General features: G+C 34.1%; 20 protein-coding genes and 1 tRNA gene. 7 read left to right on the top strand and 14 right to left on the bottom strand.

Features of this window, described 5'->3' with window-relative positions; translation table 11 throughout:
• Positions 1 to 8 precede the first annotated feature (8 nt).
• The 6 genes from AAYQ19_RS14325 to recF form a co-directional block, all read right to left on the bottom strand.
• Complete coding sequence (locus AAYQ19_RS14325) at positions 9 to 623, bottom strand: FMN-binding negative transcriptional regulator (protein ID WP_343537147.1); 615 nt, start codon at positions 621 to 623, stop codon at positions 9 to 11.
• A 63-nt stretch (positions 624 to 686) separates the two neighbouring features.
• Positions 687 to 1700 (bottom strand): UDP-N-acetylmuramate dehydrogenase, encoded by a 1014-nt coding sequence (murB, locus tag AAYQ19_RS14320; protein ID WP_343537145.1) that lies wholly within the window; start codon positions 1698 to 1700, stop codon positions 687 to 689.
• Positions 1701 to 1843: 143 nt separating this feature from the next.
• On the bottom strand, positions 1844 to 2818 hold the full coding sequence (locus AAYQ19_RS14315; RefSeq protein ID WP_343537144.1) for an AbiH family protein: 975 nt from the start codon (positions 2816 to 2818) through the stop codon (positions 1844 to 1846).
• Positions 2819 to 2872: 54 nt separating this feature from the next.
• On the bottom strand, positions 2873 to 3913 hold the full coding sequence (locus AAYQ19_RS14310) for a glycosyltransferase (RefSeq protein WP_343537143.1): 1041 nt from the start codon (positions 3911 to 3913) through the stop codon (positions 2873 to 2875).
• A gap of 99 nt (positions 3914 to 4012) precedes the next feature.
• Positions 4013 to 4690: a DUF2461 domain-containing protein gene (locus AAYQ19_RS14305; protein WP_343537141.1), complete on the bottom strand. Its 678-nt coding sequence runs from the start codon at positions 4688 to 4690 to the stop codon at positions 4013 to 4015.
• A 114-nt stretch (positions 4691 to 4804) separates the two neighbouring features.
• Positions 4805 to 5884, bottom strand: a complete 1080-nt coding sequence (gene recF / locus AAYQ19_RS14300) for a DNA replication/repair protein RecF (protein ID WP_343537140.1) — start codon at positions 5882 to 5884, stop codon at positions 4805 to 4807.
• Between the two features lie 242 nt (positions 5885 to 6126).
• Between recF and AAYQ19_RS14295 the strand changes: the two genes are divergently transcribed.
• The 6 genes from AAYQ19_RS14295 to AAYQ19_RS14270 all read left to right on the top strand — a co-directional run bounded on the left by AAYQ19_RS14295 (position 6127) and on the right by AAYQ19_RS14270 (position 12509).
• The gene (locus AAYQ19_RS14295) at positions 6127 to 6906 is read left to right on the top strand and encodes a tetratricopeptide repeat protein (protein ID WP_343537139.1); all 780 of its coding nucleotides are present in this window, start codon (positions 6127 to 6129) and stop codon (positions 6904 to 6906) included.
• A 96-nt stretch (positions 6907 to 7002) separates the two neighbouring features.
• Entirely contained in the window at positions 7003 to 7575 is a 573-nt protein-coding gene (gene ribH, locus AAYQ19_RS14290) for a 6,7-dimethyl-8-ribityllumazine synthase (RefSeq protein WP_343537138.1), read from the top strand.
• Between the two features lie 209 nt (positions 7576 to 7784).
• Complete coding sequence (gene mutL, locus AAYQ19_RS14285; protein ID WP_343537137.1) at positions 7785 to 9722, top strand: DNA mismatch repair endonuclease MutL; 1938 nt, start codon at positions 7785 to 7787, stop codon at positions 9720 to 9722.
• Positions 9719 to 10531: a rhomboid family intramembrane serine protease gene (locus AAYQ19_RS14280; protein ID WP_343537135.1), complete on the top strand. Its 813-nt coding sequence runs from the start codon at positions 9719 to 9721 to the stop codon at positions 10529 to 10531. Before mutL ends, AAYQ19_RS14280 begins: the two co-directional genes overlap by 4 nt.
• A 46-nt stretch (positions 10532 to 10577) precedes the next feature.
• Complete coding sequence (locus tag AAYQ19_RS14275; protein WP_343537134.1) at positions 10578 to 11444, top strand: rhomboid family intramembrane serine protease; 867 nt, start codon at positions 10578 to 10580, stop codon at positions 11442 to 11444.
• Positions 11445 to 11462: 18 nt separating this feature from the next.
• Entirely contained in the window at positions 11463 to 12509 is a 1047-nt protein-coding gene (locus AAYQ19_RS14270) for an endonuclease/exonuclease/phosphatase family protein (protein WP_510727477.1), read from the top strand.
• Between the two features lie 62 nt (positions 12510 to 12571).
• Here AAYQ19_RS14270 and AAYQ19_RS14265 read toward each other — a convergent pair whose 3' ends face one another.
• The 6 genes from AAYQ19_RS14265 to AAYQ19_RS14240 all read right to left on the bottom strand — a co-directional run bounded on the left by AAYQ19_RS14265 (position 12572) and on the right by AAYQ19_RS14240 (position 17880).
• Positions 12572 to 13186, bottom strand: coding sequence for a WbqC family protein (locus AAYQ19_RS14265; protein WP_343537132.1), 615 nt, complete (start codon positions 13184 to 13186; stop codon positions 12572 to 12574).
• Positions 13187 to 13278: 92 nt separating this feature from the next.
• Positions 13279 to 14835 (bottom strand): signal peptidase I, encoded by a 1557-nt coding sequence (lepB, locus tag AAYQ19_RS14260; protein WP_343537131.1) that lies wholly within the window; start codon positions 14833 to 14835, stop codon positions 13279 to 13281.
• A 71-nt stretch (positions 14836 to 14906) separates the two neighbouring features.
• Entirely contained in the window at positions 14907 to 15605 is a 699-nt protein-coding gene (gene dapB, locus AAYQ19_RS14255; RefSeq protein WP_343537129.1) for a 4-hydroxy-tetrahydrodipicolinate reductase, read from the bottom strand.
• A 36-nt stretch (positions 15606 to 15641) separates the two neighbouring features.
• A complete protein-coding gene (locus tag AAYQ19_RS14250) occupies positions 15642 to 16205 on the bottom strand; it encodes a DUF5683 domain-containing protein (protein ID WP_132989256.1) in 564 nt (187 codons plus the stop codon).
• Positions 16205 to 17107, bottom strand: coding sequence for a ParB/RepB/Spo0J family partition protein (locus AAYQ19_RS14245; RefSeq protein WP_343537127.1), 903 nt, complete (start codon positions 17105 to 17107; stop codon positions 16205 to 16207). The genes AAYQ19_RS14250 and AAYQ19_RS14245 overlap by 1 nt, the downstream gene beginning before the upstream one ends.
• Before the next feature lie 5 nt (positions 17108 to 17112).
• Entirely contained in the window at positions 17113 to 17880 is a 768-nt protein-coding gene (locus AAYQ19_RS14240) for a ParA family protein (protein WP_132989258.1), read from the bottom strand.
• A 457-nt stretch (positions 17881 to 18337) separates the two neighbouring features.
• Here AAYQ19_RS14240 and AAYQ19_RS14235 point away from each other — a divergent pair, with 457 nt between their 5' ends.
• Positions 18338 to 20497 carry a pectate lyase-like domain-containing protein gene (locus AAYQ19_RS14235; protein WP_343537122.1) on the top strand — a complete coding sequence of 720 codons (2160 nt, stop codon included), beginning with the start codon at positions 18338 to 18340 and terminating at the stop codon, positions 20495 to 20497.
• An 82-nt stretch (positions 20498 to 20579) separates the two neighbouring features.
• Here the strand turns inward: AAYQ19_RS14235 and AAYQ19_RS14230 are convergent, their stop codons facing one another.
• Complete coding sequence (locus tag AAYQ19_RS14230) at positions 20580 to 20831, bottom strand: GIY-YIG nuclease family protein (protein WP_343537120.1); 252 nt, start codon at positions 20829 to 20831, stop codon at positions 20580 to 20582.
• A gap of 49 nt (positions 20832 to 20880) precedes the next feature.
• Positions 20881 to 20955: transfer RNA gene (locus tag AAYQ19_RS14225), tRNA-Pro, on the bottom strand.
• Positions 20956 to 20989 lie beyond the last annotated feature (34 nt).

Below are 20989 nucleotides of genomic sequence, written 5' to 3'. Positions count from 1 at the left end.
AAACCAATTTACTTTCGGCATTTTGACATTTCTTTTGCAACAGCAATAGCCTGAGGGTTTTCGGTTTTTTCTAACTCCGAAATTATGTTTTTATAATTGTGATCGTCGCGGTTTTGTGAGAGTTTTTTAGTGGCTTGTATTTCTTCGATTTCAATCTCAAAACCATAGATTCCTCGGGCTTCGCGCATGGTTTTGGCTGATAAATCTTCTACGCGGATTGGCTTTTCTGAATTTGCTTCGTATTTGTCGACTAATTTCTTTAATTGCTCTACCGAAGTTTCATAATCAACAATCTTGATTTTTTCATAAACATGTACGGCTATATAATTCCAAGTTGGCACATTTTCATGATCGTACCAAGACGAAGAAATATAACTGTGCGGACCTGTGAAAACGGCTAAAACCTGATCGTTTTCTTTGAAACCTTCAGCTTGCGGATTTAGTTTTGAAATATGTCCTTGCAGAATTTCTTTTCCATCAGAATTCAATTCCAGCTCTATTGGAATATGCGTTGCACACAATTTTCCGTTAGTTTGATTGATCAGAATTCCGAAGCTGTTTTCTTTTAGGAAAGCTCTGATTTCTTCCTGATTTTCGTTTTTGTATAAATCTGGTGTGTACATTTTTTCATTTTTAGGTTCAAAGACTCACAGAAACAAAGGAGCAAAGGTTTGAAAACGTTGATTCTAAATCACATTCACTTCAGCTTCGATTTGAATGCCAAAAGTTTCAAAAACGGTTTTTTGAACTTCTTTTGAAACGGCTAAGATTTCCTGTCCAGTTGCGTTTCCATAATTCACTAAAACTAAAGCTTGATTTTTATGAACTCCTGCATCTCCAAAACGTTTCCCTTTAAAACCTGCTTGCTCAATTAACCAACCTGCAGGAACTTTTACTTCAGTTTCTGAAACTTCGTAAAATTTCATTTCTGGGAACTTTTGGTGAATTTTCTCAAAATCAGATTTAGATATAATCGGATTTTTGAAGAAGCTTCCGCTGTTTCCTAATTCTTTCGGATCAGGTAATTTGCTTTGTCTAATGGCAATTACAGCGTTGCTCACATCTTTTAATGTTGGTTCTGAAATATTGTTTTTAGCCAATTCAGCCAAAATATCTCCGTAAGAAGTATTGATTTTATGATTGCGCTTGGTCAATTTAAATGTAACTGAAGTAATAATATATTGGTCTTTAACTTCATGTTTGAAAATACTTTCGCGATAGCCAAAATTACATTCGGCATTATCGAAAGTTTTCATTTCTTGAGTAGCAATATTCATCGCTTCGCAAGAAACGAAAGTGTCTTTTATTTCGGTTCCGTAAGCTCCGATATTCTGAACGGGAGTTGTACCGACATTTCCTGGAATAAGCGACATATTTTCTAAACCTCCAAAATTGTTGTCGATGGTCCAAAGAACGAAATCATGCCAAGTTTCGCCAGCCTGACTTTCAACCCAAACAAAATCCTCATCTTCTTTAGTGATTTTTTTTCCTTTTAAATCAATATGAATAACCAAAGCATCAATGTCTTTCGTTAACAACATATTGCTTCCGCCTCCTAAAATGAATTTTTTCTCGTTTTTGTTTTCTTGTAAAACCGTTTTCAATTCAGCGATAGAATGAACTGCAACAAATTGTTTAGCACTTGCTTCAATGCCGAAAGTATTATATTTTTTTAAAGAAAAATTGGATTGGATTTCCATAAATAAAAGGCTTTTTAATATGAGTCAAAAGTAAGGATTATAATTTATTCGGATTAGGTCAGGTTCGAAAGAATTATTAGATTTCGTTCTAAAAAATATCGCGTTGTTTGGAAATGAAATACATTAAAGGAATATGTTGTAATTTATAAAAACATATCGAACATATTTGTATTAACTCCTACGTAAATTTTTTCGTTATATAATTCCTTTTCTTCCTGGGATAGATTTGTCTTTTCTAAAAACAATTTTTTTATAGCACGTTGTGTTCTTGCTGTTTTTTGAGCAAAACGTTGTTTTATTTCTTCTCCCTTGCTGAAAATTATTATTCGCGTGCCCTTTCTTAGTTGTTCTCCAATTAATTGCCACCAATAATTATCAGTGTCGCCAAGAGAAGAACCGAAAATGCATATCAAATTTGCACTATTTATATTTTGTTCGCAAATTTTATCTACATTATGCCTTTGGACACGATTACATTTTGTTTTAATTAAGGCTTCGAGAATTTCTTGATTTTCGTGGAAATCTACTTTCTCTATTTGAGATATGTCATTTACGCCCAGAATGGTTCTTTTGTCTGTATATCCATGAATATGTTGGATTTCTTTTAAAATGATTTTACTAGTATGATGGATTCCAATTTGTAATGATGAAATACTTTCGCCAATAATTTTTTCGATAGAAGTTGTGTAATTTAGTGTTATAATATTTGTTATCCAATGATGATTTTTCCAAGGTTCTCTATAAAGGCGCAGTTCGCGGATATCCTCTTCTGATAATGAATTTTCTGGTTTAGAAAGATTTTCGAAAAATTTAAGAGAACTAATTGTATTGAAATCAAACTGTGCTTGTATGAGATTTAAATAATCTGCTAAATGATTTACAATGTCTTCGTATACTTCGTCAAATTCCTCGATATTGTTAAGATTTGAAGTGTATTTGCCAAAAGCAAGTTCTAAATCAGACCAATTTATAATTCCTTCGGAAATTTCTTTCTTGAGTTGATTTATAAGTTCTGTTTTAGATTCTGTTGATTTGTAATATTCATAAAAATCACTGTACCTAGTTCTCATTCCAAGGTTTATGTCGAAGCCATTTCCTATAAAATATAATATGTTCATCTCTTAATCGTTCAATATTGTTGTTTAATTTTTTTTAATAAAAAAGTAATGATTTTAAGAATTCAATAACTCATGATATTTCTCCGAAATAACCTTCATATTAATATCATAATTCGCATTTTCTTCCACAAATTTTCTATTTCGAATAATCGCCTCGTTTCTCAATTCGGGATTCTCAAAAGACCAAATCAATTCTTCTGCGAGCATTTCAATATCATCAATTGTAATTAATTGACCATTTTCGCGATGTGTGATCCAACTTTGATTTCCAGGAATATCAGAAACAATAGGAAAACAATTGGAAGCCATTGCTTCAAACAAAGAGGCCGAAACGCCTTCAGTAATGGGCATGCTGATATAAATATTAGATTGCTGTAATAATTTAGGAAGTTCTGTATTCGGAATTCTTCCTGTGAAAATTACTTTGTTTTCGATTTGAAGTGCTGTAGCTAAATCTTTTAAAAACTGCAATCTCGTTCCGTCGCCAACAATGGTCAATGAAAAATCAATTCCTTTTTGATTTAAAATTCCGAAAGCTTTTAAAATTGAATCATGACGATATTCTGGTTGAAGCGAGCGTGTTACAATAGCTTCAATTTTGTTCGAATGATTTGTTGCGGGCGTAAAAAGCGATAAGTCAATTCCTTTTGGAAGAATCAAAACTTTATTCATGTCAACACCACTTGCTTTCATATGAATTGCCATTACTGGGCCCCAAGCGTGAATTAAATGCGCTTTTTTGAAAGCATATTTCTGAATGAATTTTTTATAAGGATATAAAGCAGAATCCTCAGGCCATAAATCAGTTCGTCCTTGCTGTGCAATTGCGATGGTTTTAGATCCTGATAATGCAGCAAGAAAACCATAACTGGTTGTTCTTTCGGCAATCACCATGTCTGGTTTTTCTTTTTTAATGATTCTTCGGATGGAAATAGGAGAGAAGAAATACTCTAAAATACGTTTGAATCTCTGATTGTTTGATGTTTGAAGTTCCCAAGTGATAATTTCAAAATCACCAAATTCTTTCAGGCCTTTCATCCATGTAATGGCGTCGGCGCGATACGATTCTCCAAGAAAAAGTATTTTCCTTTTCATTCAATTATTGTTTTTTGCCACAGATTAAAAAGATTAAAAGGATTTTGCAATTGCGAAAAATTAATCTGTGAGAATCTGTGAAATCTGTGGCAAATAAAACTAAAATTCTTCAGTATCCAAAGCGCGGTTGATGAATTCGTTTAACGGTTTTAAAGCAATCAATTTTTGGCTCATTTTCTTTACGAAATCTTTCTCTAGCACTTCAGAAACATTGTAAACCTGAGTTGCTGTGAAACTTTTCAGTTTTAAAAACTCAATTGCCGGATGATCTTTTTCATAACCGCGTGGCATGCTTTTAAGTGAATTGTTTTCGTTTACGTCTAAGCTTCCAAACTCTTTTTTGAAGTTTTTATCGTTTAGGATTTCTTGTAAATCATCGTAGAAAAAAGCAATTTCTTTACGGACTTTCTTTAAATCTTCCGCTTCAGGCGAATAAAATCCGCCAGCAATAAAACTGGCGCCTTTTTCGATATGGACATAATATCCAGCGCGATTTAAGCCTTTCATTCCGCAGGACATCCAAACTCCTAAATGCGCTTTATATGGCGATTTGTCTTTAGAAAAACGAATATCTCGGTTAATTCTGAAAGTACAGTTTTTGACTTCCAATAATTCTAATGAAGGATCAAGCGGTTTCATTGCATCAAGAAAATCGCTTACTAATTGATGGTAGTCCTTCTTGAAAACTTCGTAACGCTTTTTATTTTCCTGAAACCATTCGCGGTTATTGTTCTTTTTTAAATCGTCTAAAAATTGCAATGATTCTTTCGCTAACATATTCCTTTAAATATTAATTGCAGTTATTTTTTAAATTTTGCTCAGGCTAATTTAATAATTTCCACTCTGGGATTGATACTGAAAACTGATACAAATTGTACCAAATTTCATGAATTATAAATTGAATATCTTGTAGGTCTGATGCGTAGATTTTACAATCGCTTCAGTTCTTTCGGGATGCGTGTCAGAGATAAAAAGCTGTCCGAATGTTTCGCTGTTTACCATTTCTACAATTTTGGCCACACGCGTTTCGTCTAGTTTGTCAAAAATATCATCAAACAAAAGAATTGGTTTTACGCCACTTTGTTTTTTCAAAAATTCGAATTGTGCCAATTTCAGCGCAATCAAAAATGATTTTTGCTGTCCTTGCGATCCGAATTTTTTTATCGGATGTGAATCAATTTCAAAAGATAAATCATCTTTATGAATTCCGACAGTAGTGTACTGCAACGCTCTATCTTTATTGATGTTTTCTTGTAAAAGCGTTACTAAGTCTTTTTCAAACAAATTACTTTCATAAACCAATTGTACACTTTCTTCAGATCCTGTTATGGCTTGATGATGTCTATTAAATATAGGTATAAACTGTTCAAGGAAATCTTTTCGTTTTTCAAAAATCGACTTTCCGTATTCGTTCAGTTGCTCATTATATATAGATAAGGTATCATTGTCGAAAGTATGATTGAGTGCAAAATATTTTAAAAGTGCATTTCGCTGCGTAATCACTTTTTGATAATTGATCAATTCATGTAGATAAGCAGAATCTAGTTGCGAAATCACACTGTCCATAAATTTACGACGGGTTTCGCTTCCTTCTACAATTAAATCACGGTCTGCTGGCGAAATAATCACCAGTGGAATAAACCCGATATGATCGGAGAATTTATCATACGGTTTCCCGTTTCGTTTTAAAACCTTTTTTTGTCCTTTTTTTAAACTGCAAACAATTTGCTCGGTTCTCTCGTTTTTATCTAATTCGGCATCAATCACAAAAAACTCTTCTCCGTGTTTTATATTTTGAACCGCAAGCGGATTAAAATAACTTTTCCCGTAAGCCAAATGATAAATTGCATCGAGAACATTGGTTTTTCCAATGCCATTTTTTCCCACAAAACAGTTGATTTTGACGTCGAAATCAAAATTTGCTTCTGAAAAGTTCTTGTAATTGAATAAAGAGATTTTGTTTAAATGCATTTTTTAGGGACTCCAAATATAAAATTTGCTGTTTTTGAACAGTGAAAATTTGAGGGTGCAAATTACCGAAAATTATTGATATAATTGGCTTTGGCGCAACCTCTGGCTGATTTATTTTGACGCTTCCGCGAAAGGACAAGCGACGCTGAAAAATATTTTTTTTAAAATAGTGATAAAATTGATTTTTTTTGCCTCAGTTTCAAGAAAAATTTTATTTTTGCCGTTCACTAAATTATTTTTAAATGGCAACTTACAATAAAAGAGGATATAAGACACCAAAAGAGAAGGAAGTTAAAGAAGTTACTGAAGAACAACAAGTAATTATTGACGAAAAAGACAGCACAACAGCTGGCGTTTTCTCAAAATTAGATGAAACTGCTTCAAGAACTGAGGATTGGGTGGCTAAAAATCAAAAAATCATTATTGGTTTAGTTGCTGGTATTGCGGTAGCTACAATTGGATATTTGGCTTACCAAAAATTTATTGAAAACCCAAAACAAGACGAAGCTGCAAACGAAATGTTTGTTGCGCAACAAAACTTTCAAAAAGCGGTTGATGGTGTTGCAAGTGATTCATTATACAAATTAGCATTAAACGGTTCTGAAGGTAAATTCGGATTCATTAAAATCGCTGATGAATATTCTGGAACTGATGCTGGAAATTTAGCAAACTACTATGCTGGTATGGCATATTTGAATACAGGAAAATTTGATGATGCTATCAAATATCTTGGAGAATTTAAATCTCAAGATGCAATTTTAGGTGCTTTGGCAACTGGTGCAATTGGAGATGCTTACTCTCAAAAAAATAATGCAAAAGAAGCTTTAAGCTACTATGTAAAAGCGGCTGAAACTAATAAAAATGATTTCACTACGCCTCGTTTCTTGTTAAAAGCAGCTAAAACAGCAATTGCTTTAGGTCAAAAAGAAGATGCTTTGAAATATTTAAACGATATTAAAGATAATTTTGATGCAACTCCAGAAGCAGCTTCTGTTGATGTATTAATTGGATTAGCACAATAATTTAATTTTTAGAGTTCAGATTTAGTTTTTAGATTTGTATTTTTACAATCTGAAATCAAATTCCGAAGCATCGGAATTAAATCTTAAATAATAAAAATGGCTACTGAAAATAAAAATTTATCAGAATACGATAAAAACACAATCCCAAATGCGAAAGACTTTCGATTTGGGATTGTTGTTTCTGAGTGGAACGACACTATAACAGAAGGACTGTATAATGGTGCTTTTGATGCATTAGTTGATTGTGATGTTCCTGCACAGCAAATTATTAGATGGAATGTTCCTGGAAGTTTTGAGCTTATTTATGGCGCAAAAAAAATGTTGCAAACGCAAAATGTTGATGCAGTAATTGTAATTGGATGTGTAATTCAAGGTGAAACAAAGCATTTTGATTTTGTGTGTGAAGGTGTAACGCAAGGAATTAAAGATTTGAATGTTCAAACTGATATTCCGGTTATTTTCTGTGTTTTGACAGATAATAATATGCAACAGTCAATCGACAGAAGTGGTGGCGCTCACGGAAACAAAGGAACTGAAGCTGCAATTGCGGCAATCAAAATGGCATACATTCGTCAGCAAGCTTCAATAGCTCATGCTTTCAACCAGCCTTTATTGACTTCTGGAGCGCTTCAAATCGAAGATTCGCCAAGAAAAATTGAGAACGAATAAAACACAATTGTTTTAAAAATACTAAAACCTATACTGTGTAAAATAGTATAGGTTTTTTGTTTTTTTTATGACTGCCGCTATTCCAAATCACAACCAAAATTCATTAAATTTGTACACCTTGGTTTTTTAAAATCCAAAGTGAACTAACATTTTCAATCTAAGATTTTTAACCATAAAATCAAGGAAAAACCTTTAACCCAAATTTTTTAATGTCGAGTATAATTCAATTACTTCCTGATCACGTTGCTAATCAAATTGCTGCTGGAGAAGTGGTTCAAAGACCAGCTTCAGTTGTAAAAGAGCTTTTAGAAAATGCTGTTGATGCAAAAGCAACTGACATTAAATTGATCATAAAAGATGCCGGCAAATCATTAGTTCAGGTTATTGATAATGGCGTAGGAATGACGGTTACAGATGCGCGTTTGTGTTTTGCGCGTCATGCTACTTCAAAAATTCGTCAGGCAGAAGATTTGTTTTCGCTTGGCACAAAAGGTTTTCGCGGAGAAGCTTTGGCGTCTATTGCCGCGATTGCGCACATGGAAATGAAGACGAAACAAGATCAAGATGAGCTTGGAACACATATTATAATTGAAGGAAGTAAATTTGTTTCGCAGGAAGTGGCTGTTTTGCCAAAAGGAACTTCATTTGCGGTTAAAAATTTATTTTTTAATATTCCAGCGCGTCGAAATTTCTTGAAATCAGATACGGTTGAGTTTCGTCATGTTATGGATGAATTTCAGCGTGTGGCTTTGGCACATCCAAATATTCATTTTAGTTTTTATCATAACGGAAGCGAATTGTATAATCTTCCGTCAGCAGGATATCGTCAAAGGATTGTCGGAATTATGTCGGGTAAAACCAATGAAAAACTGGTTCCCGTAAACGAAGATACCGAGATTATCAATATTCAAGGGTTTGTATGCAAGCCTGAATTTGCAAAAAAGAGTAGAGGAGAGCAGTTTTTCTTTGTAAACGATCGTTTTATAAAAAGCGGTTATTTGCACCATGCAGTTATGGCGGCTTACGATGGTCTTTTAAAAGACGGAATGCAACCAAGTTATTTTTTATACTTGCAAGTTCCACCAAATACAATCGATATTAATATTCATCCGACAAAAACGGAGATTAAGTTTGATGACGAACAAGCTTTGTATGCTATTTTGAGAGCGTCAATCAAACACAGTTTAGGTCAGTTTAATGTGGCTCCGGTTTTGGATTTCGATAGAGATTCAAATTTAGATACGCCATATCATTATAAAGATTTAGAAGCTGAAACGCCAACAATTCAGGTTGATGGAAATTTCAATCCGTTTACAGACGATAAAACGAATCAGCATTATACAAAAGGAAGTTCAGGATCTGGCTATAGCTCAGGTTCTTCGTCTTCTTCAGGTTCTTCATATTCAGGAGGAGGATCATCCTATTCTGGTTATTCAAAAAGAGTTGAGCCGACAGTAAGTTGGGAAAGTTTGTATGTTGGTTTAGATACAGAAAATCCAGAAGCGATTGAAAGTTCGCCTTTTACATTCGAAAATGAAGAAGTGACTTCATCACTATTTAATGACGATGAAGTAGAACAAGCAAGCCAGAAAACCTATCAAATTCATAAAAAATATATTGTTTCGCCAATTAAATCAGGAATGATTATTGTTGATCAGCAACGAGCGCATCAACGTATTTTGTACGAACAATTTTTGCTGAATATGACCGTTAATCAAGCATCAAGTCAGCAATTGCTTTTTCCGTTGGATTTATTTTATTCGACTATCGAAATGAAATTGATCGAAGAATTAAAACCTTCGTTAGAAACAACAGGATTTATTTTTGAAGAAGCAAAAAAAGATCACATTGTGATTTCGGGAATTCCGGTAAATATTACTGAGAGTGAAGTTTCGATTGTGATTGATCAATTGTTGAGTGATTTGCAGGACGGAATTCCAGCAAGCAGTTACAGTCAAAACGATACAATTGCCAAATCAATGGCGAAAAGTTTAGCGGTTAAAACGGGATCATATTTAACCGAAAAAGAGCAGGATAATATCGTAAACGGATTGTTTGCCTGTAAAGATCCAAATATTTCACCTTTTCAAAAACCTACCTTTATCACGATGCGTGTTGAAGATATAGATAAAAAATTTGCGTTATGATGAACATGACTCCTGTTGTAAAACAATTATTGATTATTAATATTATATTTTTTATTGGTTCTCAAATCGTACCGGTTTCATATAATTATTTAATGCTCTTTTATCCAGAAAGCGATAATTTTGGATTGTGGCAAATCATTACGCATATGTTCATGCATGCGCCTTGGCCAAATTTTGCTCATATTTTATTCAATATGTTTGCATTATATAGTTTTGGATCTGCATTAGAGCATTTTTGGGGCGGGAAAAAATTCTTGTTTTTTTACATTTCATGTGGACTAGGAGCTGCATTATTGCATACTGGAGTAAATTATCTGCAGATACAATCGCTTTTGAATTCGGTTTCTGATTTAAATTTGTCAAAAGCTGATCTACATTTGATTTTAAATACAGATTACCAGTCTTTGTTTGATGCAAATGGAAAAATGGTTCACGGCGAAGTTTTGAATATTTTGAACAAGGCACATTGTAATCAAGAACAGTTCAATGCCTTGCAACAAGCAAGTTCAATTGTTCAATCCCCAGTTTTAGGTGCTTCGGGAGCAATTTATGGACTGCTTACGGCTTTTGCTTTTATGTTTCCAAATGCACAATTGGGCTTGTTGTTTATTCCAGTTCCGATAAAAGCGAAATATTTTGTGCCCGGGATTTTAGCAATAGATTTATTTTTGGGGTTCAAAGGAAGTTCTTTATTTGGAAGTGGTGGAACGGGAATTGCGCATTTTGCCCATGTTGGTGGAGCAATTGCTGGCTTTTTGATGATGATGTACTGGAAAAAAAATCAGTTTAATAACAATCGTTGGAATTAATTTTTAACTTTAATTTATTAACTTTAAAAAACGAAACGAAGACTTTATGAATATTCTTGACGATTTAAAACTGCAGTATAAATTGGGAGGTATCGCAATGCGTGTGATTTATTGGAATATTGCTTGTTTTCTAATTTCTTTAGTTTTCTTTTATCAATACACAGCGGGTGGAGGTTTTGCTTATCCGACATGGTTGGCATTGACTTCAGATCCACAGGTTTTTATGTTTAAACCATGGACATTTTTGACTTATGCTTTTTTTCATAGTTCATTTTTGCATCTGTTATTTAATATGCTGGTTTTGAATTTTGCGAGTAATTTATTTTTGACATTTTTTAATCAGAAGCAATATTTAGGGCTTTATATTTTAGGAGCTATATTTTCAGGAATCGTATTTGCATTGAGTTTTTATGTTTTAGGAACTTCTGCTTCAATAGTTGGAGCTTCGGCTGCAATTATGGCGATTTTAGTGGCTGCAACAACATATCAGCCCTTAATGAATGTTCGATTGCTTATCTTTGGTAATGTCAAGCTTTGGCATATTACAGGAGTTATTTTGCTTTTAGATTTAATGCAGCTTCGTTTAGAGAATACTGGCGGACATATTTCGCATCTTGCTGGAGCATTTTTCGGATTTGTTTATATCAAATTGCTTCAAAATGGTACTGATTTGAGTATCATTGTTTCTAAAATTTTAGACTTTTTTGCTAATCTTTTTAGAAAATCCCCAACGACCCCATTTACAAAAGTTCATAAGAATTACAAAAAACCTACGGAAAAAACTTCGTCAAGAATTGTTACGAAAGACAAAACGCAGCAACAAATTGATGAGATTTTAGATAAGATTAGCCAGTCTGGTTATGATTGTCTGACAAAAGAAGAAAAAGAGTTTCTATTTAGAGCTGGAAAATAAATCCTTTTAGCAAATAATATGAAAAACCTTTCGTGGTTTAATAAAATAATGTTCTTTTTGAATATAGTGCTTAGCGTGTTGACGTTTAGCATTTATATTTTGCCTTTTTTAGCACCTAAAAGTTTTACACTTTTATCGGTGCTTACGCTGTTTATGCCTGCTTTTTTTGTCGCAAACGGATTCTTCTTTTTGTACTGGGCGATTCAGTTTAAAAAACGCCTTATTTTGTCTGGTTTGGTTTTGTTGATGGGAATTACCTTTATCAGCAAGTTTTATAAATTTTCAGCAAAAGAATATGTAGAAGATGAGCGTGATTTCTCTGTAATGAGTTATAATGTGCGTCTTTTTAATGTTTTCAAGTGGCTGGATCGTGATGATATTCCGGAGAATATCAAAACTTTTATAGATGAAAAAGATCCGGATATTTTATGTATTCAGGAATATTCGAATTCAGCGCACTTGGATTTGAAAGTTTATCCGCATCGTTATATTTTTATTGATGGAAAAAAGATAAAAACAGGGCAGGCGATTTTTTCAAAATTCCCGATTTTATATGAAGGAAATATCATTTTCCCAAATTCGGATAACAATGTCATTTATGCCGATATTAAGCGCGGTAAAGATATTATTCGTGTTTATAATATGCACTTGCAATCGATCAAGATTTCGCCTGATGTTAATGAGATTTCAGATGATATTGACAATGTAAATCAGAAAAAGTCACAGCTTATTTATGCCCGAATCAGTAAAGGATTTAAACAACAGCAAGAGCAAGCGGAGATTTTCAAGGAAAATATAAAGCAATGCAAAACGCCAATGATTATTTGTGGGGACATGAACAATAGCCCTTTTTCTTATGTTTACAGAAATATCAAAGGGAAACTGAAAGATGCTTTTGAAGAAGCTGGCGGCGGTTTTGGCGCAACTTATAAATTCAAATATTATCCGGCAAGAATTGACTATATTTTTACAGATAGTAAAATGAAAGTAAAACAGTTTGAAAGTTTTCCTGATTTTGAAAATTCTGACCACTATCCAATTATGTCGAGACTTTCAATGGAATAAAAGTTAGAAGAAATTCGAAATCTTTCAAATCCCAAATTCCAAACTTTAAAAACGGAAATGATTTATAATATTGTCTGTGTTTTTAAATAATCCATTGCAAACTTGCCTTCGTTAAAAAGCAAATCCAAAACGCTTAAATTGTTGATGAAACCGTGTTTGTCATCAAAAACTTGAGTGTATTTTTCAAATGAATTTTGGTCTTTTTTGCCGTTTGCTAAATATCTGAAATCGACAAACTCCGGTGTTTCGTGAAAATATTCTACGGTTTTTCCGAATTCCAATTTCATTCGAAGGCATTTCGTAACGATGTCAAAAACTTCGAAATTAAGATCCATTAAATAAGTGTGTTTTTTCTCGAAAATCGGAGCGATATCATCTTCGAAGTACTCAAAGAAAGGCGAGCTTCTGTATGCTGCTTCAAGCGACTTAAAATGCTGTTTTTGCCAATCAAATTCATTTTCGATCAAAATGTCTTTCGTTTTTTGATGTGTTGCTTTTGAATGCTTCACAGGAATATTCAATAATTGAATTCCGTTTGGACTATAGATATACGTTCTATTTCTATTAGTCTGCTTCTGAAAATTATCCTCCATTTCAAAAGTAACAGTCTCAGATTGAGCTATAACTGCAAAATGGCTTATTGATGGAAAATAGGTAGGAAGTAGTAAGGAATTCATGATTGTATTTTGTTTAAAAGTTTCAGGTTTCAAGTTTCAAGTTTGTGTGAACTTGAAACTTGAAACCTGAAACAAAAATAGCTTATTTTTTATTATGCTTTATTTTCTTTTCTTTTTCTCCAGAAGAATTCTCCAACGAAATAAAGAGCAAGAAGGATTAGGAAATATTTGAAATACGATTGAGGTTGTCCTTCACCGTCAACGGTTGTGAAAACTCTGCTCCAACGAATTTTATTGATTCCTTTTCCGTTACTATCCCAGCTTAACCAGATGAAAACAGGTTTTCCAACAATATGATTTTCCGGAACGTAACCCCAATAACGGCTGTCTTCAGAGTTATGACGGTTGTCTCCCATCATCCAGTAATAATTTTGTTTGAAGGTGTAGCTGTTGGTTTCTTTGCCGTTTATGATGAATTTAGAACCTTTTAATTCTAAAGTGTTTCCTTCATAATTGGTAATGATTTCTTTGTAAAAAGGCAACGATGTATTGGTCAAAGCAACTGTTTTTCCAGCTTGCGGAATGTAAATCGGTCCAAAATTGTCTTGACTCCATTTCTCAACGTGTGGAAATATTCTGTTGTCGCTTGTGTTATCGATTATGCGTGTAACCGAAAGAACTCCAGGAGTGCTTCTGAAACGTTCTGCGCTTGCATCTGTTAAAGCTCCTAAAACGAGAGTGTCTCTTGTTTTTTCATTTTTGAAGTAACCTCCGTCAGTGATGTCTAATTCTTTCACTAAAGATTGTAGGTCAACTGGTGTTTTTCCGTCAAAAGCAATTGTATAAGAGTATTGTGGTTTTGCTCTTTCTGGCAAAATTAATTTTGTGCCATTAATGAATACAAAACCGTCTTTGATAGATAAGCTATCTCCAGGAATACCCACGCATCTTTTAACGTAATTTGATTTTTTATCAATTGGTTTGATAACGCCTGGTCTTCCTTCTGGTTCATGAAAATAACGTACGGTATCTACCGGCCAGTTAAAAACAACAATATCATTTCGTTTTATGCTTTCAAAAGCAGGAAGTCTGAAATAAGGCAATTGTGGCCATTTCAAGTAAGATTTGCTTTTTGTCAATGGAATAGAGTCGTGCACCATTGGTAAAGCAACAGTTGTCATTGGAACTCTTGGGCCATAGTTTAATTTGCTTACAAATAAAAAGTCTCCAACAAGCAAAGATTTTTCAAGAGATGATGTTGGAATGGTGTAGGGTTGTACAATGTAAGTGTGAACCAATGTCGCAACGATTATGGCAAAAAGTAAGGAGCTTACAGTATCTCCAGTTTTGCTTTTTGAAGTTAAATCTCTATTGGCATTATATTCTAATTTCTGAGTGTAATTCACATAATAGATGTAGAATCCTAAAGTGAAAATTCCTAGAATAGTATCTAAAGTTGATTTTTTTCCAAACGTTCTCAAAGTTTCAACCCAAACAACTGGAAACATAATCAAGTTGATAATTGGAATAAAAAGCAACAAAGTCCACCAAGTTGGACGGCTGATTATTTTCATTAAAACAATTGAGTTGTAAACAGGAATAGCAGCTTCCCAGCTTTTTCTTCCTGCTGCCTGATACAATTTCCATGTTCCAATAAAATGAATCACTTGAACTGCAAGGAAAAAGACAAACCAAAAATATAGTGTCATAATGTTTTTGTTTAAAGTTTGAAGCCTAAGACTGTTTGAAATTTAAAATCTTAAACTTTATTTCAATTTTATTATAGATTCAAAACGTCTTTCATCGTGTAAATTCCCGTTTTTCCTGCCAACCATTCAGCAGCAATAACGGCACCAAGAGCAAAACCTTCACGGTTATGAGCAGTGTGTTTGATTTCGATGCTGTCAATTGCAGAATCATAGTTTACAGTATGCGTACCAGGAACTTCTCCAATTCTTTTTGCTTCAATACGAATTTCATTTGATTTTGCTTCGTCTAAAGTCCATTTCTCGTAGTTGCTGTTTTGAATAACACCTTGTGCCAATGAAATAGCAGTTCCGCTTGGAGCGTCAAGTTTATGGATATGGTGAATTTCTTCCATTGTAACGTTGTACGAATCAAATTGATTCATGATTTTGGCTAAATATTCATTTAATCCAAAGAAAATATTCACACCTAAACTGAAATTTGAACTTGAGATAAAGCCACCTTTTTTCTCATTACAAAGCGCAATCATTTCGTCATAATGTTCTAGCCATCCCGTAGTTCCAGAAACTACAGGTACATTTGCATGAAAACAACTTGAAATGTTGTCAACGGCTGCAGTAGGGACACTGAAGTCAATTGCAACATCAGCATCTGAAAGCCCGTCGTAAGTATTGAATTCGTCTTTTCTTAAAATAATTTCATGACCTCTTTCTAAAGCAATTCTTTCGATTACTTTTCCCATTTTGCCATATCCTAAAAGCGCAATTTTCATTTTTTTGTGTGTTTTGAATTTTAGATAGCGTTTATTCTATTTAAAAGTGTAGTTAAAAGTTAGTCCAACATTTGGCCTGAAAGTGGCATCGTTGGGATAAATCTCTGGACGCATTGATAATCTTTCGTTTACGTTAAATTGAATCAAGGCGGCATCAACGTTAGCGTCTATAATATTAAGGACGTAAAAGCCAACAACAAACAGGGCAGATAAATCTCTGTTTCGTTGATAGAATTTTTGTCCTGCAATAAGTCGGCTATCATCTAAAAATTGATAGTTGTCGTCATTGTAGCCTTCAAGTCTTCGTTTGTAGGCGTCGCGATAATCGTGATATTTTTTGTTGTTATCAATGTAGAAATAAAGGCTGGTACCAATTGCTCCGTACACGAGTGGAATTTTCCAATATTTTTTATTGTATGCTTGGCCTAAACCAGGTAAAATCGCAGAGTAAAAAGCAGCTTTTGCTGGTGTTAGCGGGTCTATTTCTTCTAACTTGGTAGTGTCTTTAGCGACTAAAACCGCATCTGATTTTGCTTGGGCAAAAATAGAGGCGGTTCCTATGAGAAAGAACAATAAACTTATGGGGACAATCTTATTCACTATCCATTAATTAATTTTATAATCCTATTAAAGTCGGCTTCAGAATTAAAAGGAATTGTAATTTTTCCTTTTCCGTTGCCAGCGACTTTAATATCAACTTTCGAACCAAAATAGTCGTTGAAAGTATTTTTTTGTGTTTCTCTAACCACAAAAGAAGATTCAGCTTTTGGTTTTCCTTCCGCTTTTGGCTGTTGCCCTTCGTGGTAATTTTTAACTAAAGCTTCAGTTTCACGAACAGATAAATTCTGACTTACAATTTTTTGATAAATATCAGTCTGAACGTCTAAATCTTCAATGTTGATAATTGCTCTACCGTGCCCCATGCTGATAAAACCATCACGAATACCAGTTTGGATAATCGGATCTAATTTTAAAAGACGTAGATAGTTGGCAATTGTAGAACGTTTTTTTCCAACGCGCTCACTCATTTGCTCCTGTGTTAATTGAATTTCGTCCATCAAACGTTGGTAAGAAAGAGCGATCTCAATTGGATCTAAATCATGACGCTGGATATTCTCTACTAACGCCATTACTAATGATTCATTGTCATTAGCAATACGAATATATGCAGGAACATGTGTTAATCCAACTAAAGTTGAAGCACGCAAACGGCGCTCTCCAGAAATTAGCTGGTATTTGTTGAAGTCTAATTTTCGAACAGTAATAGGTTGAATTACGCCAAGTTCCTTAATAGAAGTGGCTAATTCACGTAATGATTCTTCATTAAAATTGCTTCTAGGCTGAAACGGATTTATTTCGATAGCACTTATTTCAAGCTCAATGATGTTTCCAACAACTTTGTCAGCATTTTTATCGTCAACTGATTTGATGTCGTTTTCCGGATCTTTTAATAATGCTGATAATCCTCTTCCTAAGGCTTGTTTTTTAATTGCTTTTGTCATAAAAACTATTTGCTGTTTTTCTTTATAATTTCTTGAGCTAAATGAATATAGTTTACCGCACCTTTGCTTGTTGCATCATAATTAATGATACTTTCACCAAAACTTGGTGCTTCACTCAATTTTACATTTCGCTGAATCACAGTTTCAAAAACCATGTCGTTAAAGTGTTTTTGAACTTCTTCAACAACTTGATTAGATAAACGTAATCTTGAATCATACATGGTTAATAACAAACCTTCGATGTCAAGATCTGGATTGTGTATTTTTTGAATACTTTTAATAGTGTTCAATAATTTTCCTAATCCTTCAAGAGCAAAATACTCACACTGAATAGGAATAACTACAGAATCAGCAGCTGTTAAAGCATTCAAGGTTAACAAACCTAAAGATGGCGCACAGTCAATAATGATGTAATCATATTCTTGTTTTGCCTCTTCTAATGCTTTTTTAAGCATATATTCACGGTTTTCTTTGTCAACCAATTCAATTTCGATCGCAACAAGGTCAATGTGAGCTGGAATCACGTCAACATTTGGCGATGTACATTTTAAAATGGCTTCTTTTGGTGTTACAGTATGTTCAAGAATTTGATAAGTTCCTGTTTCTACTGTTTCTACGTCAATTCCAAGGCCAGATGTTGCATTGGCCTGAGGATCAGCGTCGATCAACAATACTTTTTTCTCTAAAACACCTAATGAGGCAGCAAGATTTACTGATGTAGTAGTCTTTCCAACGCCTCCTTTTTGATTAGCAATAGCAATGATTTTGCCCATTTATTTTCTGAATTTTGAACCGTAAAAATACAATTATTTATGGTTTTTGAAAATCTATTTTGTTAACATTTAAGAAACTTTGTTTAATCGTTATACGGTGGGTGTTCGGCAGAAAATAATTTTAGTTAAGAATGAAATTATTGAAAGAATTTTGACCGGCTAAATTCATATTAACGTCAAAAAACATTCAGGTTTGGTTTTTATTGGGAAAAAGTTAGTTTTTAGAAATTCGAAATAAAAATATAAGTTCAATCTTTTTTTGTCCAGAAGTAACTTTTTGAGTGAGTTTAGTTTCTTCTTCAGTATGAAAAACCTTCGATACGTCCCGTAAATTGGGATTTTGTATAGTTTTTGATAAGAAAATGGAGTGCAAAAATGAACTTTTAGGTTAAAGATTATCGCTATTTTTCAAATCTCAAAAAACTATTATTACTATTAAAACCAAAAAAGAATTTTTATGATTAAGAAGGTAATCTCTTTGTGTTTCGTATTTGCATTTACATTGATTTTATGCAGTTTCGCGACACCTTATTCATCTAGTGAAAAACCAGAAAATAAGATTGAAGGCAAGATTGTTTACAACAAGAAAAAACACAACATCACATTGTCTTGGCCGGCATTTGGCTCGTCTGGAAATTATACAATAACAAGAGGAGGAAGTCATTCGGCATCTGATTTTGTTACGGTTGGCACTACGTCTAAGCTAACTTTTGTTGATAATAAGCCAAACACAAATAAATATGAGAACTATTATAAAGTAACTCGAAACGACATCACTGTAGTGATTTCGCTTGAAAACCAAATTTTCGGTGATAATATGTATTTCTATGACAGAAAATATGAAAAAGCAGAGACTGCAAAAAACGAAATTAATTCGCATTTTAGTAAAATTGGTCTAGGCGGATCAAATGGCGAATGGACTACAAAGCGTCAAGCGTATTATTTCAAGGCTAATGTTAACGGACAAACGTATGATGTTGGCGGATCGGGTTCTGCATCTTCGGCGGAAGCCAACTCAATCGAATTGGGATTTTATTCTCATATTGGAGGTTTAGGAAGAGTGCCTTCAGATGTTAAATTGGGTTCGATATTTACAAGGCCTCATCTTTCTGGTGGAGCAAATGCAACTTGTACTTTTTGGCGTTCAGTTGAAAACGTAGAAGTTATGCGTGATTTTTCTTGGACAGTTTCACAATCAACTAGTGCAAGAAGATTATTGATCGAAAGCACGTCAAAATATATTTCGGATATTGGAAATACAAATTTTTGGGGAAGTGGCGGTTTTATTGCTGATACCCATTATACAACTGACCGACCAAATTGGAAAGGACAACAACAATGGTATACGAGAAATACTGTTTTTCCTACGGGTTCTGGCGCTATGGGAGGGTCATATAATATGGTTTGGCAAGGTTGCTTAAATCCACCACAAGCTGATGATGTAAATTCACCAGTTCCTACGACGCCTATAATTAGAGAAAAGCCTTTTTTGTTTATTGATAAAGATGGTGAATATAAAGTATTTGTTCCTGCTTGGCAAAAGGACAGAGTAGGAGTGTCGTGGTCGGCGACAGATATGGGGAAAGGAAAAGTTCAGGATTTAATTGCTGACTGGTATGTTGCTAAAGAAGGTGATACTGATGTTGAAATTAATAATGCTTTAAAAGCGGGCAAGAATATATTTTTCACGCCAGGGCATTATGCATTAAATGCTCCTATTCAAGTAAACAGAAAAGATGCAATTCTTCTTGGTGCTGGAATAGCTTCGGTAACCCTCGAGCCAACAGAAAAAAATACTTGGGGATGCATTTATGCAGATGATAAAGACGGAATTATTATTGCCGGACTTTTAATGGATTCATTTAATAGCACAACTTATCAAGTAAGAATTGGTGCAGAAGGTGCAAATGCAGATCATGCTATTGACCCTATTTTGCTAACTGATATTACTTGCAGAGTAGGAGGAGTTCAGTCAAAAAATATTCAGATTCAAGCGGCGATGCAAATTAACAGCAATAATGTTGTGGGAGATCACTTTTGGTTGTGGCGTGCGGATCACGGTTCGCAAAAAGGCGGTGATTTGCGTTGGGTAAGAGATCGATGCAAAAACGGACTTATAGTTACGGGTGATGATGTTACGCTGTATGGTTTGTTTGTGGAACACTTTCAGGAATATGAAGTTTTATGGATGGGAGAGCGAGGAAGAGCTTATTTCTTTCAAAACGAACCGCCGTACGATGCACCAAATCAAGCAACTTGGAGCAGTCAAGGTGGAAAAGTTGATGGTTATGCCGCATTTAAAGTAGCAAATACAGTAAAAGAACATCAAAGCATCGGAATGGGTTCGTATGCTGTTTTTACGGGAACTGATGGAAATGTAAACAAGAAAAATGGCTTCGAAATTCCAAATAGTCCGAATGTGAAATTAGAGAAAATGTGTATTACTCGTTTTGCGGGCCCAGGAAATATTCAAAATGTTATTAATGGAACAGGCGGAAGCACAGCAACTGGTCCAAAACGTGTAGCGTTATATAATAATGGTACAGGAACACAGCCTTTTGATGAAGAATTTGTTTTGCCAAGTAAAGAGTCTTATCCAGAATATATTAGTATGTAGAAGTAAATCTTAAAGTAAAATCTTTTAAATAAAAACTCTGAAGACTAATGGTTTTCGGAGTTTTTTTATGGATTGTTTCGTATTACAATTGATATTCGAAATTTATGTCTTGAAGATATCTTTTTGCGCCACGTTTTTTTATTTTGGTTTCTAGAACAACAGCTTCAGATCTTGAATTGAGCTCAATCGTATAGATGACTTTCCAAGGCGCGCCATTTTTTGTGGATAATGATTGTCCGTTATTGTGTCTTTTAAGTCTGTCTTCGATGTCGTTTGTTTGACCGACATAAAACTTTTCTTTTGTGTAGCTGTATAGAATATAAACGAAAAACATATGGCGTGGAATTAAAAACAAAAAGCCGAACATTTCTGTTCGGCTTTTGTCGGGGTGGCAGGATTCGAACCTGCGGCCTCCTGCTCCCAAAGCAGGCGCGATAACCGGGCTACGCTACACCCCGTAGCTTTGCTTAGTAACGTTACTGTGGTCTTCCC

This window comes from Flavobacterium mesophilum, assembly GCF_039581405.1.
In the GTDB taxonomy this organism is placed as follows: Bacteria; Bacteroidota; Bacteroidia; order Flavobacteriales; family Flavobacteriaceae; genus Flavobacterium.
Note: the sequence above shows the minus strand (reverse complement) of the source record. Positions and strands in the feature narration are given on the sequence as shown.

What these genes read in the sequence shown, in the direction of transcription:
- AAYQ19_RS14325 (WP_343537147.1), bottom strand. Translation starts at nt 623, where the DNA reads ATGTACACACCAGATTTATACAAAAACGAAAATCAGGAAGAAATCAGA.
- murB (WP_343537145.1), bottom strand. Translation starts at nt 1,700, where the DNA reads ATGGAAATCCAATCCAATTTTTCTTTAAAAAAATATAATACTTTCGGC.
- AAYQ19_RS14315 (WP_343537144.1), bottom strand. Translation starts at nt 2,818, where the DNA reads ATGAACATATTATATTTTATAGGAAATGGCTTCGACATAAACCTTGGA.
- AAYQ19_RS14310 (WP_343537143.1), bottom strand. Translation starts at nt 3,913, where the DNA reads ATGAAAAGGAAAATACTTTTTCTTGGAGAATCGTATCGCGCCGACGCC.
- AAYQ19_RS14305 (WP_343537141.1), bottom strand. Translation starts at nt 4,690, where the DNA reads ATGTTAGCGAAAGAATCATTGCAATTTTTAGACGATTTAAAAAAGAAC.
- recF (WP_343537140.1), bottom strand. Translation starts at nt 5,884, where the DNA reads ATGCATTTAAACAAAATCTCTTTATTCAATTACAAGAACTTTTCAGAA.
- AAYQ19_RS14295 (WP_343537139.1), top strand. Translation starts at nt 6,127, where the DNA reads ATGGCAACTTACAATAAAAGAGGATATAAGACACCAAAAGAGAAGGAA.
- ribH (WP_343537138.1), top strand. Translation starts at nt 7,003, where the DNA reads ATGGCTACTGAAAATAAAAATTTATCAGAATACGATAAAAACACAATC.
- mutL (WP_343537137.1), top strand. Translation starts at nt 7,785, where the DNA reads ATGTCGAGTATAATTCAATTACTTCCTGATCACGTTGCTAATCAAATT.
- AAYQ19_RS14280 (WP_343537135.1), top strand. Translation starts at nt 9,719, where the DNA reads ATGATGAACATGACTCCTGTTGTAAAACAATTATTGATTATTAATATT.
- AAYQ19_RS14275 (WP_343537134.1), top strand. Translation starts at nt 10,578, where the DNA reads ATGAATATTCTTGACGATTTAAAACTGCAGTATAAATTGGGAGGTATC.
- AAYQ19_RS14270 (WP_510727477.1), top strand. Translation starts at nt 11,463, where the DNA reads ATGAAAAACCTTTCGTGGTTTAATAAAATAATGTTCTTTTTGAATATA.
- AAYQ19_RS14265 (WP_343537132.1), bottom strand. Translation starts at nt 13,186, where the DNA reads ATGAATTCCTTACTACTTCCTACCTATTTTCCATCAATAAGCCATTTT.
- lepB (WP_343537131.1), bottom strand. Translation starts at nt 14,835, where the DNA reads ATGACACTATATTTTTGGTTTGTCTTTTTCCTTGCAGTTCAAGTGATT.
- dapB (WP_343537129.1), bottom strand. Translation starts at nt 15,605, where the DNA reads ATGAAAATTGCGCTTTTAGGATATGGCAAAATGGGAAAAGTAATCGAA.
- AAYQ19_RS14245 (WP_343537127.1), bottom strand. Translation starts at nt 17,107, where the DNA reads ATGACAAAAGCAATTAAAAAACAAGCCTTAGGAAGAGGATTATCAGCA.
- AAYQ19_RS14240 (WP_132989258.1), bottom strand. Translation starts at nt 17,880, where the DNA reads ATGGGCAAAATCATTGCTATTGCTAATCAAAAAGGAGGCGTTGGAAAG.
- AAYQ19_RS14235 (WP_343537122.1), top strand. Translation starts at nt 18,338, where the DNA reads ATGATTAAGAAGGTAATCTCTTTGTGTTTCGTATTTGCATTTACATTG.
- AAYQ19_RS14230 (WP_343537120.1), bottom strand. Translation starts at nt 20,831, where the DNA reads ATGTTTTTCGTTTATATTCTATACAGCTACACAAAAGAAAAGTTTTAT.